Here is an 18,484-nt window from a genome sequence, read left to right as displayed (position 1 = left end):
GGTCATCTACATTAAAGCCTACAGATTTTTAATCTGACATAAAGTCCTCTCCTAGGTCTAGGCTGAGGACTTTATGTCATTTTCGATTCATGGAGTATGAACCGATGAATATTTTAGTTTTGGGTAATGGCGGTCGTGAACATGCTTTAGCATGGAAAATCGCACAAGATGAAAAAGTAGCTAAAGTTTTTGTTGCACCAGGTAACGCAGGTACAGCAACTGAAAATAAATGTGAAAACGTAAATTTGAGCATTTTAGACAATGCAGCAATTATCGAATTTGCAAAAAATAATGCAGTTGCACTTGTGATTGTAGGTCCTGAAGCACCACTTGTGAACGGTGTAGTCGATGCTTGCCGTGCAGCAGATGTTAAAGTTTGGGGCCCTACTCAATTTGCAGCGCAGCTTGAAGGCTCTAAAGCATTTGCAAAACACTTTTTAAAACGTCACAACATCCCAACCGCTTTTTATGATGTATTTACAGAAGTAGATGCAGCCAAAGCATTTGTTGAAAAAAATGGCGCGCCAATTGTCATTAAAGCGGATGGTCTTGCTGCAGGTAAAGGCGTAATTGTTGCCATGACCAACCAAGAAGCATTTGATGCGATTGATGACATGCTGGCAGGCAACAAATTTGGTGATGCTGGTTCTCGCGTTGTGATTGAAGAGTTCTTGGCAGGTGAAGAAGCATCTTTCATTTGTATGATTGATGGCGACAACATCTTGCCAATGGCAACTTCACAAGATCATAAACGTATCTTTGAAGGTGACCAAGGTCCAAACACAGGTGGTATGGGTGCTTACTCTCCTGCCCCTGTTGTAACTGCTGATGTATTTGAAAAAACCATGAATGAAGTGATGCGTCCTACCGTTGAAGGTATGAAAAAAGACGGCCATGTTTATACAGGTTTCTTATACGCAGGTTTGATGATTGATGAACAAGGCCAACCAAAAGTGATCGAGTTTAACTGTCGTTTTGGTGACCCTGAAACTCAACCGATTATGATGCGTTTAAAATCATCACTTGTTGAATTGGTTGAAGCAGGTATTGCAGGTAATTTACCAAGCGAAGCTGAATGGGATGAGCGTAAAACTGTCGGTATCGTACTTGCGTCACGTGGTTACCCTGAAACCTCTAGCAATGGCGATGTGATTTCAGGTTTAGACACTGTTATGACTGATGCCAAAGTATTCCATGCAGGCACTAAAGCCAATGAAAATGGCGACATTGTCACTGCAGGCGGTCGTGTGCTTTGCGTGACTGCACTCGGCGAAACCATTGGTGAAGCACAAGCCAAAGCATTAGAACTTTGTGAAAAAGTCACCTTTGATGGCGTACAGTATCGTCAAGATATTGGTTACCGTGCCATTGCGCGTGAAAATGCATAAAGCATGACTTAAAAAAACCTGTCCATGTGACAGGTTTTTTTTGCTTAAAACAGCAAGCAACCTTTAAATCATTGAGCAACAATGCTGCTGCTAATCCTATAATTTAATCTTAAAAAACAGTAGGTTTATCTGCGTACATGTATATCTTTTTTTGTGATAAATATGGCATAAAATCTTATAAATTAAATATTAATAATATTTGGTTATTTTTTAACAAAACAATTTTTATCATTCTCTTGTTTTTATTCAAATTTTTTAATTATACTGTATAATTGTTATGCACTTTATTCGCTAAATATGGCATTTTTATGCACTATATCGAATATTGTTTTGTTGCTATGATGCGAAAAATCGCTGTTCTGTTTATGCTCTATATCACGCGCTCTCCCGTATTGATCTAAACAACAGTCATCTATTTTACGACAACTGTGTTAAACACATAATGTGTACAAAATCTAGTCTCTTTAAGAGCAGGTACGTGCTTTAACATAGTGTTAAATTGAATCAGGACGAACATATGAACAAGCTTATTGGTTTGGCTTTTGGTGCCTCTGTGGTTTTAGTGGGTTGTGGTCAATCACAATCTCCACAGTCAGATGCAAAAACGACAGATGATTTACACACCATTACGATGGCCTCTACAGGTTCAGATGGGGATATCTGGCGCTATATTGCCACTTTGCCTGAAACCGAAGCTGCTGGGATCAAGCTTGAAGTTAAAAACTTTAACGACTATGTAGCGATGAACACGGCTGTAGCCAATCAAGAAATTGATGTCAATACCTTCCAATCATACAATTACATGGTGGCGTACAACACCGAAACCACAGACAAAAAAGTGGCTGCGGTGTCAACCACGTATATCGAACCGATGGGAATTTACTCAGATAAATACAAAAAAATTGATCAATTCCCCAATAATGCCACCATCGCGATTCCAAACGATGCAGCCAATGAAGCACGTTCATTGTCTTTATTGCAAACAGCAGGCTTAATTAAACTTAAAAGTGATTTTAGTCCGATCTTAGGCACCACCAAAGATGTGATTGAAAATCCAAAAAATATCACTCTTAAAACCATTCCTATGGCCACCGCAGTACGTATCAAAAGCGAAGTTGACGCAATTGTACTTGGCAACACCTTGGCAATGGAAGGCGGTTTAAACGTCCTTAAAGATGCCACATTCTATGAGCCAGTAGATGCATCTACGCGCTTGTATGTGAACTTATTGGTGACTGCTCAAGGGCGTGAAAATGATCCTGTATTACAGCGCTTAGGTCAGTTGTATCATAGCGAAGCGGTGAAAAAGTACGTAGCAGACAATTTAGGCGGTACTAAAATTGCAGTTGATAAGCCAATGAGTTATTTTGATGAAGTGAAATAACCATCTCCCTTACGCTTTTATAAAATAGGCAGAGCAATTTGCCTATTTTTTTCATTTTTGGGCCTATGTTGACAATATGATTCAATTTAAAAATATTTCAAAGCACTATCAGCTCAAAGGTCAAACCTTAACCGCCTTAAAACAGATTAATTTAGATATCCCACAAGGCAGTATTTTTGGCATTATTGGCTATAGTGGTGCAGGTAAAAGTACCTTAATCCGTTTAATCAACTTGCTTGAGCGCCCGAGTGAAGGTCAAGTGATTGTCAATGGACATGACTTAACTGCGCTAAATGCTGCATCATTGCGTCAGCAGCGTGCCAACATTGGAATGATTTTTCAGCATTTTAATTTAATGCAAACCAAAACCGTGGCGGCCAATATTGAAATGCCCATGCAGCTTTTGGGTTGGAGTAAAGCCAAGCGCCAACAGCGTTTAGATGAATTATTGGCGTTTATTGATCTTGAGCATAAACGTAATGCATATCCTGATGAACTCTCTGGCGGACAAAAGCAACGCGTAGGTATTGCACGTGCTTTAGCCAATCATCCAAAAATTTTGCTCTGTGATGAAGCCACTTCGGCACTTGATCCACAAACCACACAATCTGTATTGCAATTGCTTAAAAAAATTAATCAAGAACAAGGTATTACCATTGTTATGGTCACACATGAAATGGATGTGATTGAATCAGTGTGTGATCATGTGGCGGTGATGGAACAAGGTCAAGTGATTGAAATGGGTTCAACTTTATCTATTTTTAGTCAGCCACAACACCCAACCACACAAACCTTTATTCAAACGGTATTACAGCAACACTTGCCGGTGAAGATTTTAAATAATTTAGAAAATAAAAATCATCACAGTATTTATAGTTTGCAGTTTTTAGGCACCTCAGCACAAGAAACTGTGGTTCAAGCCGTGATTAAACAGTTTAATTTAAGTTTAAATATTTTATTTGCCAACATGACTGAAATTGATGGCACGGTCATTGGGCAAATGTTTGTCCAATTGCTTGGCGATGAACAGATTATTCAAGAAGCGATTGCATTTTTACAAGCGCGTGGCGTGAAAGTACAACAAGCAGGAGTACAAGCATGAGAGATTTAATTGTTGCTTGGCTGACTGACATCACTGCACCGTTTTGGAAAAGCTCTTTGTCTATTGATCAGTTTGTAACAGCTTTGCAAGAAACCATGCATATGGTGTTTTTTGCACTGTTGTTTGGCTGTATTTGGGGTTTGATCCAAGCTGTGATTGTCTGGACGACACGTCCGCAAGGGATATTACCCAATAAAGTGATTTATCACGGGCTGAATCCGATTATTAATGCCTTACGCTCATTGCCGTTTATTATTTTATTGATTGCTGTGATTCCACTGACGAAGTTTTTAGTGGGCAGTTCGATTGGTACATGGGCGGCAATTGTCCCTTTAACCATTTACATTGGGCCATATATTGGGCGCTTGATTGAAATTTCGTTGCTTGAAGTCAATGAAGGCATTGTTGAGTCTGCTCAAGCGATGGGTGCTACACCTACACAGATTATTTTTAAATTTGTGTTACCTGAGGCACGTAGTTCACTCATTTTAAACTTAACCACCGCCACTATTAGCTTAATTGGCGCTACAGCGATGGCAGGTGCAGTGGGTGCCGGTGGTATTGGTGACTTGGCCATTTCTTATGGTTATCAACGCTTTGATACAAGTGTGGTCATTTTAACCGTGATTGTACTGTTAGTTTTAGTGCAAGTTGTGCAAATGTTGGGTGAATGGCTAGCAAAAATGCGTTAAGCCTTCCCTATTCGTGTTTCATTTAACCTTCCGCTTTGGAGGGTTATTTTTTATCTGTTAAATATTAGACAGAACCCAAACCGATTGCATGATAAAATGCCGACAGTTTTAGCAAGGATTCATCTATGCACTTTGTCCATCTTGGTATTCATACAGAATTTTCAATTACAGAATCAATTGTACGTGTGCCAGAGCTTGTAAAAGCCGCAGCCAGTGATGAAATGCCGGCTTTGGCACTGACAGATTTATCTAATCTGCATGCAGCGGTAAAATTTTATAAAAAATGCTTGGACAAAGGCATTAAACCCATTTTAGGTTCAGAAATTCGTCTAAACGATGCTGAACATCGTGTCACCTTATTGTCTATGACCAACACCGGTTGGCGTAATCTCACCGAGATCGTGTCACGCGGTTATATTGAAGGTCAGCAGCTTGATATTCCGTGTGTTAAAAAACAATGGGTATTAGAACAACACCAAGACATGATTGTTATGCTGGGGCTTAACAGTGATGTGGGTAAAATGTTGCTGTCATCCAACCCACAAAAAGCTGAACCTTTATTGGAAGAGTGGATTGCCAAATTTGGCGATCGGGTGTATTTAGCTTTAACACGCACCAATCGCCCTTTTGAAGATGACTTTATTAGTGAAGCGGTCAAACTGGCGCGTAAATATAATATTGGTGTTGTGGCACACAATGATGTGCACTTTATTCATGCAACCGATTATGAAGCGCATGAAGCACGGGTGTGTATTGCCGATGGTTATGTATTAGGCGATAGTCGTCGCCCTAAACGCTATAGTCCAGATCAATATTTTAAAACCGCTCAAGAGATGAGTGAGCTGTTTGCCGATATTCCATCTGCGCTTGAAAACACCTATCACATTGCACGGCGTTGTAACGTGGCTTTGCGTTTAGGCTTTAATGACTTACCCGATTATCCAATTCCTGAAGGCTATACCATTGACACCTTCTTTGCCCATTTGTCTAAAGAAGGCTTAGAAGAGCGCTTAAATTTCCTGTATCCGCCCCAAACGCGCGGTGAAGATTGGCTTGATATTCGCAAACCTTACGATGAACGTATTGAGTTTGAGATTAATATTATTAACGCCATGGGCTTTCCCGGTTACTTCTTAATTGTAATGGACTTTATTCAGTGGTCCAAAAGCAATGGTGTACCGGTGGGTCCCGGTCGTGGTTCGGGTGCTGGTTCTTTGGTGGCATATAGTTTAAAAATTACCGACCTTGATCCGCTGCGTTATGACCTCCTGTTTGAACGTTTTTTAAACCCAGAACGTGTCTCGATGCCCGACTTTGACGTGGATTTTTGTATTGCAGGTCGCGACCGCGTGATTGATTACGTGGCGCGTACCTATGGTCGTGATGCCGTGTCGCAAATTGCCACCTTTGGTACCATGGCTGCCAAAGGTGCCATTCGTGACGTGGCACGGGTTTTGGGTAAATCTTACGGTTTGGCCGATCGTATTTCTAAAATGATTCCGACCAAACCTTTGGGTTTAAGTTTACGTGAATCTTTAGACGCTGAACCACAGCTTAAAGATATTGTCACCAACCCCAATAACCCCGATCATGATGATGCGGCTGAAATTTGGGAAATGGCGCTTAAACTTGAAGGCATTACCCGAAATACCGGTAAACATGCCGGCGGCGTGGTGATTGCACCCACTAAACTGACCGATTATTCTGCGGTGATGTGTGATGCCGATGGCAGCAACCGTGTGGCGCAATTTGACAAAGATGATGTTGAATCGGCAGGTTTAGTGAAGTTTGACTTCTTGGGTCTGCGTAACTTAACCGTAATTGAAGATGCCATTCAACATATTAACCAAAGCGCCAATTTAGATACCCCGCTTGATATTTCTTTGATTCCTCTGGATGACAAAGCTGCGTATGCAGTATTTGCCGAGGCCAATACCACAGCGGTGTTCCAGTTTGAATCCGTGGGCATGAAAAAAATGCTCAAAGAAGCACGCCCAAGTAAGTTTGAAGAAATTATTGCCTTTGTATCGTTATATCGTCCCGGTCCTATGGACCTGATTCCTGACTTTATCCATCGTATGCATGGCGGTGAGTTTGAATACTTACATCCTTTACTTGAAGGCGTACTTGAACCCACCTACGGGATTATGGTGTATCAAGAACAGGTAATGCAGGCTGCGCAGTTCTGTGCTGGCTATAGCTTAGGTGGTGCCGACTTACTACGTCGTGCCATGGGTAAGAAAAAACCTGAAGAAATGGTCAAACAGCGCCAAATCTTTATTGAAGGTGCAGCTCAAAAAGACATTGATACCGACACTGCCAACCATATCTTTGACTATATGGAAAAATTTGCAGGCTACGGGTTTAACAAATCCCATGCAGCAGCTTATGCCTTAGTGGCGTATCAAACGGCATGGCTCAAAGCGCATTACCCTGCCGAATTTATGTCGGCGGTGATGACTTCAGAGATGCAAAACACCGATAACGTGGTGTTTTTAATTGATGACTGTCGTATTAACGGGTTAGATGTGCTGCCGCCTTCGGTGAATATGTCTTTGTATAACTTCCATGCTGTGGATACCAAAACCATTGTTTATGGTTTAGGCGCGATTAAAGGCGTGGGTGAAGCAGCCATGCAATCGGTGATTGAATCACGTCAAAGCCAAGGCCCTTATCAAGATTTATTTGATTTTTGCCATCGTATTGATTTAAAGAAAATCAATAAACGCACCTTAGAAGCTTTAATTCGTGCCGGTGCTTTAGACTGCCTTGGAATTGAACGTGCTGATTTAATGGCACAATTGCCAGAAGCTGTACAGGCGGCGGAACAAGCGCGTTCTAACCGTGAAACCGGCATTATGGATTTATTTGGTGAAGTGGCTGAAGTACAACGTAAACCCAGCAAACCAGTTAAAGCTTGGTCGGATGAGGTGCGCTTAAAAGGTGAAAAAGACACTTTAGGCTTATATTTAACGGGTCATCCAATTGATGTCTATCGTAGTGAACTCAAAGCCTTTATTCCGCATAAACTCAATGAGCTAACCCCAACGCGGCGTGGTGTGACCACTGTATTTGCAGGTTTGGTGCTTGATGTGGCCAATTTCCCCAATCGCATGGTGATTACTTTAGACGATGGCACATCGCGGATTGAAGTTTCTTGTAACCACGAACGTTTCCAACGCTTTAAAGACATTGTACAAGTGGATAAAGTGGTGGTGATTGAAGGTGAAATTTACGAGCGTGAAGGTTTTGATCGTCCTATGGGGCGCTTAACCAAAGCCTTTGCTTTAAATGAGATTCGTCAAAAGCGTGCCAATTGCATTAAAATTCAATTGTTGCCTGAGCATTTAAGCCAAACTTTGCCACAGGATTTAACTCAAATCTTAGTGCCATTTTGCAATGTCGATCTATGTCAGCATATTCCGCTGCAATTGCAACTTGATTATAGCTATGCGCGTGCCGATCTCAATTTAGGGGTCAATTGGAAAGTGGCTCCAATGGATGAATTGCTGGCTCGACTGCGCGATTATTTTGGTAAAGACCAGATTTATATTGAATATCAAGTCAAATCCAAAGCAGCAAAAGCAGCACCTAAACCCTATAAACAAGCCGTAGCAGCGCCACCTGAGCAAAACATTGATGATGCTTTAGATGCTTATCACACCGACATGCAACAACAATATTCTTAAATAGACTTTGGATCACCCATGAACCCGATTGATAATGCTGCCCTTTCAGCAACCCTCTCCCATGTGCGTATTGTCATGGTCAATACCACCTTGCCTGCCAATATTGGCAGTGCCTTACGCGCCATGAAAACCATGGGTCTAAGCAAATTGGTGTTGGTTGCGCCTAAGACCTATCCACATCCTGATATTGATGCCTTGGCTGCAGGTGCAACTGACCTTATTGAACAGATTGAAATTGTAGAGACCTTAGAACAAGCCATTCAAGATTGCCATTTGGTTTTTGGTACCAGTGCCCGTAGCCGTACTATTCCGTGGCCTTTACTTGATGCTCGTCCTGCAGCGCAAAAATCTATGCAAGCGGTAACGCAGCAAAACCAAGAGGTAGCAATTGTTTTTGGTCGTGAAGATCGTGGTTTAACCAATGAAGAGCTTGCGCTTGCCAATTATCATGTCACCATTCCGGTCAACACCGAGTATGGCGTGCTCAACGTTGCACAAGCCATTCAGGTCATTTGTTATGAAATGCGTATGGCTGCTATGGAGCTGGCTGAAGTTCAGTCTGATCAAAGTGCGACCATGCAGGTGATTGATGGGCAAAGTATGCATTGGGATGAACCTTTAGTTACCCATCAAGACATGGATAAATTCTACCCACATTTAGAAACAATGTTGGCCGAAATTGAATTTATGGACCCAAATAATAAACGATTATTGCCTTTACGCTTGCGTCGCCTTTTTGGACGTATACAATTAGATAAAATGGAATATCACTTATTACGCGGCATTTTTAGCCGTGTACAAGCCATGCGTCATGGCACATGGACCCCATCTGGCAAATCGACTACAGATCATGAGGATCAATCCTAATGCTTAAACAGCTCAAAGAAGACATACAAGCTGTATTCGCGCGAGATCCTGCCGCTCGAAATACTTTAGAAGTTTTAACCACATATCCTGGCATTCATGCCTTAATGATGCATCGTGTGGCGCATGAATTATGGAAAAAAGAATGTAAAGGACCGGCTCGGGTGCTTTCTTCTTTTAGCCGTTTTGCCACCGGCATCGAGATCCATCCGGGGGCTAAAATTGGTCGTCGCTTTTTTATTGATCATGGTATGGGTGTGGTGATTGGCGAAACCGCTGAGATTGGCGATGACGTCACTTTATATCATGGCGTGACCTTAGGTGGCACTACATGGAATAAAGGCAAACGCCACCCCACTTTAGAAGATGGTGTGGTGGTGGGTGCTGGTGCAAAAATTTTAGGCCCGTTTACGGTGGGTAAAAATGCCAAAGTTGGCTCGAATGCAGTGGTGACCAAAGCGGTACCGCCTGAAACCACAGCAGTGGGCAACCCTGCACGTTTTATCAGTAAAGATAAACCCCAAACTGATGAAGAAAGCCGTCGTCGTGACTACGCACAAAGTATTGGTTTTCAGCCCTATGCGGCCACGCAAGATCAAAGCGATCCAATGCTTGAAGGTATGCGTGTCTTACTTGATCGTATTCAACACAATGAAAAACGTATGAATTTATTGTGTCAGCGTTTGTCTTTATTAGACCCCACCTTTAATAAATCATCTGCTCACGCACAACCATTTAGCGAAGCAGAACTTAAAATTATTGATGAAGTACGCCGTGAATGTGAAGCACAAAGTACCGAGCTCAAGTAAGCTTTTAAGTTTTAATATGTAGCCAAGCTTGCATGTTCGTCAGAGTTTTCTTAGACTGACGAACAACACTAAATCTCTATGTTTACAATAAATTGAACGGATTACACCAATGAAATTAATGCCCTTGGCTTGCGCTTTACTTGCAGCTTCAGTCTTGAGCGGCTGTGCCTCAACTGCCCCAAAAAATAATACTCAAAATACAAATGCAGTTGTGTTTACTGAGCCTGAAGTATCTGCACCTTTTTATGCTTTAAACCCAATGGATTATCAAGCACCATCTCCGTTTGAGCTTGCATTGGTTGCTGCACAAAAACAACCCGTCACCAAAATGGTGGTGAGCCGTCAAAACGACCCTGATCGTAAGCTGACCCTTGATAGCAATAAACTGATTATTCCAACCATCAATAGCAATCAACGCAGCATGAGCTATGCTGCATTGGCCAGCCAAAATCAAATTGACATCACGGATATTGATGACTTTTTAAATATGGTGGAAGGTAAAGCACGTCACTACCCGCCACGTTTTAGCGACCGTAAAGAACGTCGTGGTTTTGAATACAAGCTTAAAAATGTCAGTGCTCAATTGGATACTTTAGCTGCAGCACCCAATGCTTCCTTTGACGTGTTAGTGCGTGCTTTTAAAGCGGCTGTTATGGGTCGTAATCTCGATTTAGGTTCGGCATATACCACCAAGTCGTTAAACTATGCACAGCGTATTTTAAAGATTAATCCAAATGATGCAGAAGTGAACTTTTGGTTTGGTTTTGCACTCTCAGAAGGTGGTGGTCACCGCGAGGCAATTCCTTATTTAGATAAAGCCATGAAAGCTGGCGTGCAAGAAGCTTATTTATCATCGGTCAATAATTATATTGCCCTTGAACAAAAGAAAAGTGCCTTACAAATTTTACGTAACTACAAGGTCAAATATCCACAAGAAGCAGCTGTGGCAGATCGTTTGATTGAAGAAATTAATAAAAAAGGACGTTGGAACGTGTGGCAAGTGATGAATAAATAATTCAAAACTTGTCAAAAGACCGCACTTTGCGGTCTTTTTTTATACAAAAAATTCTATCATTTCACTAAAATCACGTATGATAAAAATAATTCATCCCCATCGACTTCTAGCGCTATGCACAAGATTTTCCTGCTGTCCTTTACAAGCATGCTACTCCTGTCTGGTTGTCAGGTGGTGAGCGTCAAGAATCAATCTTTAAATATTAGTATTGCCAATGAACGTGACAGTATTTTAACACGCAATAAATTAAGTGAGGCCAGTCTGAATTTGCTGTCTATGACTGGGCGCGAAGCAAAAATCTGTAGTAGTCAGCCTGAACAATGTGTGAGTGATTTAAAAGAAATTCCGCAAATTCAAGATGAGCAATTTTTCTCCACAGCAAGTGAAATTTATTTGGCCAAAGCCATTGCGCTTGAACAATCAGCCGCGTGTAAAACCGCCTTAATTACAGGGATTCAATCGCAACAAAAACAACAACAAAGACAAATAGCACGCCAAGACTGTTTAGATCAGCAGCTGCATATGCTAGATAAAAGTATTCGCTATAGCTATGCCTATATGTTTCAAAGTAAACGCGCCCCACAAGATCGCCTGTTTGATAACCGACAAGTACAAATCCGTGATTTTTATAATCAATCTTTAGCCAAAATGGTCAGTGTATATGCCATGCGTCATCAACATACGCATATGCCCAAAACCATTCAGGTGGGTGAGAGTCGTTACCACTTAAATTTTGATACCTATCCTGCACTTAAAAATCGCCCGATTGAACAATTAATCTCCACCTATAATTTGAATTTTTTAGGGCTACGCTCGATTAACCGTCGTGACGGTTTTGGTGCAGAATTTGCCTTGGTGTTGCCTGAAGTTATGCGCACCACTAAAACGACTTATATCGTCGATCCACTCAATTATGCGTATAAAAATGGACATAACCCCAATTTACATGCACCACGTTATTTAGCCGCAACCATTACAGCTCAGCCCAAAGGGGCTCAATCGATTGAGCGCATTTTGTATCACGGCGATTTTGAAATTTCCGCTTATGATCCCTATCAATACGAAAGCGTGCAAGTTGCGCAAAAAACTTATCCATTAGCGGCGAATTTCTCAGCCCCTTATGGCTTATGGCTTGCACAAAATAATTTGGGCAAAGCGGCGTATTTAAGCTTAATTGATCGTGATGACCGTCTTACCATGCCGCATTTATATATGTTGGAGCCGTATAATCCCAATAAAAAAGTGATTATTTTGGTGCATGGTTTGGCTAGTAGTCCTGAGGCTTGGGTACGTTTAACCAATGACATTATGGGTGATCCGGTACTGCGTGAGCACTATCAAGTCTGGCAGGTGTTTTATTCAACCAATATGCCAATTTTAGAGAGTCGTTTTCAGATTTATGCGCTATTAACGCAAGCTTTTGCAAAAGTCGATGCCAAGGCAGCAGCCAAGGACGATGCAGTGTTGGTTGGGCATAGTATGGGCGGTATTATTTCAAGATTATTGGTGAGCAATGCCGATATTACCCAAGCCACTTTAGCTTTAATGAATAATCGTCAACTGAATCGTTATCGTAATTTACCGATTGTGCGACAACGTATGGTCATGAAACACATTCCCAATATTGATCGTGCAATTTTTCTAGCTGCACCCCATCGCGGAACGGATTTTGCTGATCGTTGGTTCACCAAAGCTGCACGTAAAATCATTAAATTACCGGTTGCATTTTTAACCGCCATCAGTGATGCCTTAGTCGATGAAGACCCAAGTTTAAAAGAACTTTGGCAGCAAATTGATCGCAGCTTAATTCAAAATGGACCGAGTGATTTAAGTCATCAATCTAAATTTATGCAGCTCACTCAAGACATTATGCCGCGTCAAAACGTACCTGTTCACAGCATTATTGGCAATAACACCGGCTTAGATGATCTCACACAAATCAATGATGACGTTGTACCTTATCAAAGTGCACATTTAAAGGACGCACAATCTGAAAAAATCATTCGTGGCAGTCATTCCATTCAAGAAACGCCTGAGGCTGTGCTAGAACTCAGACGCATTTTACGCCTACATTTAACTCAATTGGGTTTATATAAACCTTAAAAAAAAGCCGAAGTTTGAACTTCGGCTGTTTTGCTTAAGCAGATTCTGCCACGGGTTTATCTTGTTTTAAGCTTAGTTCATGCACACGTTGGCATTCATCTAAAGCCAACTCATAATAAGCCAAACCTTCTTTGACCGCTTCAAAAGCTTGCTGTTGCATTTTAACATCATGATTGGCAAGACGCTTGATTAACTCCATCGCTTCATACGGATGGATGTCATCATAATGCGCATGGGCACGTAGCCATGCAATTGTACGTTTGTTAATGTGAATTTCAGGATGATCAGCATAAGTTTGAATGCCTTCATACACATGACTGCTCCAATCCCCTGTTGCCCACTCAATGGCTAAATTGGTGGCAGCTAAAGCTTGTGCCAAATTGCCACGGGTATTGTTGCTCCATAAAAAATGGTTGACCCCATTCATGGCTGGATTGGGTTTAACACTGTCTAACTCTTCCACCGTCAAACCAAAGCCTGCTGCCCAATCGCGATACCAATTGAGATGGCGCTCTTCTACTTTAATATTTTGGATCAACCAATTACGTGATTCAGTCACGCCTGGATCGGCAAAATTGGTGGCTTTGGCCAAAGCCAATGACATATAAGATGGGAAATGCGCCACCAATGGGTAGAAGTTTAAAAGTGCATAGCGAAAACTGGTTAAAGTTAACTGACCCGATGCCATATTTAAGAAAAATGGGTGTTGACTAATACGGTCTTTAAATGGAATCAAATCATCCCAAAATTTTTGCGACCATTCATTATGCGGTGTAATTTCTAATTCATCTTCATATTTTGCGTTCATAGCGTCCCCTTTAACCAAGATGCATTTATTATAAAAATAACAATCTTGCTTATTATGTGATAATGCAGTGTGAAAATATATTAAGGGTCTGTATGCATCAAAAAGATAACTGTATCTCAATTTTTTAATAAAAATAAAATAGCATCAATCTTTTTACAAGCAATCTCAAACCCTTTAAACTAAGCCACTATTATTCAACACAAATATCGTTTATAGTGCAATTCAATCTACAACAATTTGTACATTTTGCAAGCTCTAATGCCGCATCTTTTACTGCCCTTTTATATAAAAATAAACATGGATACTTTCTTTTTCTCTGAGTTTGGATTATGAAATTACCCGGCTCAAGTAAATTTACCTATCATCAAATTGAGAAGCTGATTTCACATGGCTTGAATTTGGTGCATTTTACTTGGCAAGTTGAAGCCATTTATCGTCGTCGTTATTGTCAAGAGGCAGCACGCGAGTTCCGTTATCGTGCCCCGATTATTTTAGCGTTATATGGTTTTTTGACCCTTGGTATCTATAAAATCAGCCTTGATTACGACGTAAGTATCACTTGGCTGTACTACTACGCTTGGGTCGGTATTATCATTTTTATCGCATGGGTCATGTCCTTTGTTCGACGTTTCGATCGTTTCTTTGACGTGTATGTCGGTATTGGCTCTATGCTTGCGGTAGCTTTAAGCTTTTTGATGGTCACTGTCATCGGCTCAGTCCATAGCAATGCTTTATTTCATGTTGCCATGATGTATGCCGTGGTCATTATCTATGGCTTTGTTGGTTTACGTTTTTATACCGCTTTTATTGCCGGTTGGTCAGGTGGCTTGTTGGCCATGGTGGTCAGCTTGCTGCTAAATTACCAAATCGATTGGGTTTTATTTAACCGCACCTATACCTTTAGTAGTTTTTTTGGTATGGCACTGGCTTATGCCATTGACCGTCAGCATCGTGAAAACTATTTACAAAACTGCATTATTCAACTCAATCAAAAGAAGCTATCGCAACAGGCGCAGCTATTAGAATCTTTATCACGTCAAGATGCGCTCACCGATTTGGCCAATCGTCGCTACTTAGAAGAAGTGCTGACCAAAGAATGGTTTAGTGCGTTGCGTTATCAACATCCTTTAACCATTATGATGATTGATATTGATTATTTTAAACACTATAACGACAGCTTTGGACACGTTGCAGGTGATAGCTGCTTAAAAGCCATTGCGCATGTGTTAAAACAAATGACTTCTCGTGGCAATGAACTGGCAGCGCGTTATGGCGGTGAAGAATTTATGTTAATTTTTCCGATGACCAATCGTGAGCAGGCAGAAAAAATTGCCAACAATTTAATTCAACGCGTCAACGAACTGGCCATTCCACATCCTAGTAGTTTAGTCTGCAACACCATTAGTATTAGTGTAGGCGTGATTAGTACAATTCCACAGCGCCATCATCAATTGTCAGATTTAATTATGCAAGCCGATCAAGCGCTTTATCAGGCCAAGAAATATGGTCGCAATCAGTATGCCTTGATGATCCTATAAAACCAAGCAACTGTTGTTCAATACCTTGCTGATCTTGCGTTAAATCAAGGGTGTAAAAACTAAGCTGGTAGCCATGTAATTGAAAATCTGCGGTTACGGTTTGTCCTATACTGGGGTAAATTAATATCCCTTGTGTAAAATCAAAGCGACTTTTAGAATCTTCTTGCGAACGTAAATAGGTATACAGCTGATACAGATGCGGACTTTTGAACAGGTCTTGCTTGCGATAATAACCTTGTGTCCATATTTGGGTAAATTTAGTATCCATTAAAATACAACGCCCATCTTGATGGGTTAAAATCACATCACTTTTCATCTGTGGCAAAGCGATGTGTTGGGTTGTTTGTGGCCAGCGCAACACGGTACCCTGTAAAACACGCCACCTTTGAGTTAAATATTTTTTATAAAAGCCACCTATGGCGCGCTCAAACAGTTGTCTTAACCAGCGTACATCATCTTGCGGCTGTTGCCACATCTGTTGACCACTCTTGGTACTTGGGATTTTAAAATTAAGCAGCACATCTGCTAAAGCCAATAGCTCAGACAAAGCACGATGGGTGACATGTTTTGGCGCTAAAGGGCGCCCAATGACTTGCACGCCCAATTGTACAAGTTGGCGTTGGCAATGCTTCAGAGCAAGATGATGCTCAGGCTTAGTGTGGTTAAGCAGCTTGTCAATCACACTATACAGGTACTGATGTTCAGCTGAATTAAAGCTCAATTGCGCAAATTGGCAATGCACTTGACCTTGCATCAGACTGTGTGTCAAATAACTGCGTTGTATATCCACTTTACCGCGAATATAAGCTAAGGCTTGCTGCTTAGACACGTAATGCTGCTGAGGTTGCTGTAAATACTGTTCTAGGCATTGTATTAGCCATGCCACCAAACTGTCATGGATATAAGGTGTATCTAGATATTGAATGGCTTGGCGCAGCTGAGTTAATTTTAAATCTGAGGCATACAGCATCAATAACCACAAATTTTGAATTGGAATACCTGCGTAGGTCTTCATACATGATCCATAAAACGCATATACCATGCGTCAACTTCATCGGGTTGTTCAGCATAATAGGCCACTAACATCGGCACAATTTCACTTTCCACAATATCTATATACCATTGTTTTTCGTCATCAATCTGAAGATGTGGGGTAAAATAACTATGCCCTAACTGTAGACCTTGGCCTAAATACACAGAGGTTGCAATTTGCTGATTCAGCGCGTGCATGGTCTGTGCAATATGTTGCAATAAACCCTCACTGATGCCTCGTTGTTGTGCATAAGTGTGCCATGCAAGATTAAAACTTGGCTTGAGCTGTGCAAAAGCAAAACGGCGTCTGAATGCAAAATCCAAAGGCGTTAAACTACGATCTGCGGTATTCATGGTGGCAATCAGATACAGATTATCGGGCAGATAAATTTTTTCATCCAACTTGGCATAGCTTAAACGTAAAGCATGATGACTATGGCGTTTAGAATGCTCTAACAAGGTGAGCATTTCACCAAAAATATGCGCGGTTTGCCCGCGATTGATCTCTTCAATCACCATGACAAAACGATCATTAGGAAAATGCTGTGCTTTTTCAATCAGTTGTAAAAATGGCCCATCTACCAATTGCAGTTCATGTTGTCCGTTACTGTTGGGCTGCGGTCGCCAACCCCGAATAAAATCTTCATAGCTGGTATTGGCATGAAATTGCATGCTTTGTATATGATCATCGCTTTGATGCCCCACCACACTATAGGCCAAGCGTTTCGCAAGCCAAGTTTTTCCTGTACCGCTTGGACCTTGCAAGATCAAATTTTTTTTATATAAAAGACGCTGCTGTAAGGTCTGTAGTTCGTCTAGTGCTAAAAAACAGCCCTCTTGTTGTAACTGTTGTAAACCATAAGGGGCTACAGGTAGTTCTTTTAATGCCATACTCACATCGGTTAAATCTTGGTCGTGATCTTGAGACAAGCTTTTTAAGCCACTGGTTTGTTGCCATGCATATAACGCTAGTTCTGGAAAATTATGTGCCAAGGCATAAGCGCTGTGAAAATAATGCTTCAAAGCATATTTTAACTGCACATAATCATGCCCATGACAACGGCCTTTTACACCGTGCTTGACAATGCTCAGGTCTAAATCTTGCTCAATATACGCCTGTGATTGACGGTCTAAACTCATAAAATGATACGGTGCCAACCAAAATAAGCCCATACTCAAATTCCAGCCCACCGCATATTGGGCACTTACCTGATCATAGTGCAGCATAAAACGTTGGGTGTTTTCAGCTGTTGCTTGGTGGGCATAGTCTAAAGCGATCGCAAAGAATTGCCACAATTGCGCAATGTCTTGGCAGCCATGACGATGATTGGGATGAAAAAATAAAGAGCGCTGATTATTTAAGGTTGGAATTCCAGCAAAATCTTGCGGTGCTTTTAAACCTACGCCTAGAAATTCTGCCAATTCTGTGGCAATCGCACGGCGCTTTTGCACGGTGATCCCGCGATTAAACATCCCTAGCACGGTAAATGGACAGATGTCTTGTAGATCATGGCCCAGTAAATAAGCCAGCTCATAATGCTGTGCCATCTTCATGACCCATTGCAACAAAGCTTGACGTTTATCTTGATAATTTAATAGAGCCTGTGCGATGGCTTGATAAAATTCAGTCCATGCAAAACGTGGGTCGTTGTGGTGGCTATGGCACTGCGCATTGACAAAAGCATCTCTTGGCTGAGCTTGATCATGCAGCACAAAATTGACTAGAGCTTGATCCATCTAATTTTGTCCAGTAACTTTCCATACTTCGCCATAACGTACATAATCACACCACATTTTGCTTTTCAAATGCTTTCGCCAATTTATACAGATGCTTTGGGTGGTTTTATGCTCAATTTTTCCATAAGCTTCAATCTGCATATCTGAATCTAATTGCATGCGTTTTAGTACAGTTACATCCCCAATTTTCATCTCATTTAAATACCCATTAGATAAATGTAATACTTCCTGTTTGGGGTGTAGCAATATTGAATTAAGCATCCAATGTAAAGAATTTGTCATACACATCTGCCTAGATAGACTCAACGTAGTATACCTATTTT

The 18,484-nt window shown here is 41.2% G+C and carries 14 protein-coding genes; 10 read left to right on the top strand and 4 right to left on the bottom strand.

Annotated features, from left to right (window positions below; translation table 11 throughout):
- Nucleotides 1–104 precede the first annotated feature (104 nt).
- The 9 genes from purD to Q0017_RS00240 all read left to right on the top strand — a co-directional run bounded on the left by purD (nucleotide 105) and on the right by Q0017_RS00240 (nucleotide 13,046).
- A complete protein-coding gene (gene purD, locus Q0017_RS00280; protein ID WP_298141344.1) occupies nucleotides 105–1,388 on the top strand; it encodes a phosphoribosylamine--glycine ligase in 1,284 nt (427 codons plus the stop codon).
- A gap of 517 nt (nucleotides 1,389–1,905) precedes the next feature.
- Entirely contained in the window at nucleotides 1,906–2,772 is an 867-nt protein-coding gene (locus Q0017_RS00275; protein ID WP_298141341.1) for a MetQ/NlpA family ABC transporter substrate-binding protein, read from the top strand.
- A gap of 76 nt (nucleotides 2,773–2,848) precedes the next feature.
- On the top strand, nucleotides 2,849–3,874 hold the full coding sequence (locus Q0017_RS00270) for a methionine ABC transporter ATP-binding protein (protein WP_298141338.1): 1,026 nt from the start codon (nucleotides 2,849–2,851) through the stop codon (nucleotides 3,872–3,874).
- Nucleotides 3,871–4,566: a methionine ABC transporter permease gene (locus tag Q0017_RS00265; RefSeq protein WP_298141335.1), complete on the top strand. Its 696-nt coding sequence runs from the start codon at nucleotides 3,871–3,873 to the stop codon at nucleotides 4,564–4,566. Before Q0017_RS00270 ends, Q0017_RS00265 begins: the two co-directional genes overlap by 4 nt.
- Before the next feature lie 125 nt (nucleotides 4,567–4,691).
- Nucleotides 4,692–8,255: a DNA polymerase III subunit alpha gene (dnaE, locus tag Q0017_RS00260; protein ID WP_298141332.1), complete on the top strand. Its 3,564-nt coding sequence runs from the start codon at nucleotides 4,692–4,694 to the stop codon at nucleotides 8,253–8,255.
- Nucleotides 8,256–8,273: 18 nt separating this feature from the next.
- Nucleotides 8,274–9,122: an RNA methyltransferase gene (locus Q0017_RS00255; RefSeq protein ID WP_298141328.1), complete on the top strand. Its 849-nt coding sequence runs from the start codon at nucleotides 8,274–8,276 to the stop codon at nucleotides 9,120–9,122.
- Nucleotides 9,122–9,928: a serine O-acetyltransferase gene (gene cysE / locus Q0017_RS00250; RefSeq protein WP_297425799.1), complete on the top strand. Its 807-nt coding sequence runs from the start codon at nucleotides 9,122–9,124 to the stop codon at nucleotides 9,926–9,928. Before Q0017_RS00255 ends, cysE begins: the two co-directional genes overlap by 1 nt.
- Nucleotides 9,929–10,037: 109 nt before the next feature.
- A complete protein-coding gene (locus Q0017_RS00245) occupies nucleotides 10,038–10,943 on the top strand; it encodes an ABUW_2363 family tetratricopeptide repeat lipoprotein (protein WP_298141324.1) in 906 nt (301 codons plus the stop codon).
- A 114-nt stretch (nucleotides 10,944–11,057) separates the two neighbouring features.
- Complete coding sequence (locus Q0017_RS00240) at nucleotides 11,058–13,046, top strand: alpha/beta fold hydrolase (protein ID WP_298141322.1); 1,989 nt, start codon at nucleotides 11,058–11,060, stop codon at nucleotides 13,044–13,046.
- Between the two features lie 34 nt (nucleotides 13,047–13,080).
- On the opposite strand, the gene Q0017_RS00235 is transcribed toward Q0017_RS00240, so the two are convergent.
- A complete protein-coding gene (locus tag Q0017_RS00235; RefSeq protein ID WP_298141318.1) occupies nucleotides 13,081–13,854 on the bottom strand; it encodes a TenA family transcriptional regulator in 774 nt (257 codons plus the stop codon).
- Nucleotides 13,855–14,183: 329 nt separating this feature from the next.
- On the opposite strand from Q0017_RS00235, the gene Q0017_RS00230 reads away from it, so the two are divergent.
- Complete coding sequence (locus Q0017_RS00230; RefSeq protein WP_298141315.1) at nucleotides 14,184–15,392, top strand: GGDEF domain-containing protein; 1,209 nt, start codon at nucleotides 14,184–14,186, stop codon at nucleotides 15,390–15,392.
- Here Q0017_RS00230 and Q0017_RS00225 read toward each other — a convergent pair.
- From Q0017_RS00225 to Q0017_RS00215, 3 genes are read right to left on the bottom strand one after another with little or no spacing between them, the layout of a single operon-like run.
- Entirely contained in the window at nucleotides 15,319–16,407 is a 1,089-nt protein-coding gene (locus Q0017_RS00225; RefSeq protein ID WP_298141312.1) for a hypothetical protein, read from the bottom strand. The two genes, Q0017_RS00230 and Q0017_RS00225, sit on opposite strands and share 74 nt — an antisense overlap.
- Nucleotides 16,404–18,161: an AAA family ATPase gene (locus tag Q0017_RS00220; protein ID WP_298141309.1), complete on the bottom strand. Its 1,758-nt coding sequence runs from the start codon at nucleotides 18,159–18,161 to the stop codon at nucleotides 16,404–16,406. Before Q0017_RS00220 ends, Q0017_RS00225 begins: the two co-directional genes overlap by 4 nt.
- The gene (locus tag Q0017_RS00215) at nucleotides 18,162–18,443 is read right to left on the bottom strand and encodes a hypothetical protein (RefSeq protein ID WP_298141306.1); all 282 of its coding nucleotides are present in this window, start codon (nucleotides 18,441–18,443) and stop codon (nucleotides 18,162–18,164) included. It abuts the gene before it with no gap.
- Nucleotides 18,444–18,484 lie beyond the last annotated feature (41 nt).

The organism is uncultured Acinetobacter sp., assembly GCF_947624825.1.
In the GTDB taxonomy this organism is placed as follows: domain Bacteria; phylum Pseudomonadota; class Gammaproteobacteria; order Pseudomonadales; family Moraxellaceae; genus Acinetobacter.
Note: the sequence above shows the minus strand (reverse complement) of the source record. Positions and strands in the feature narration are given on the sequence as shown.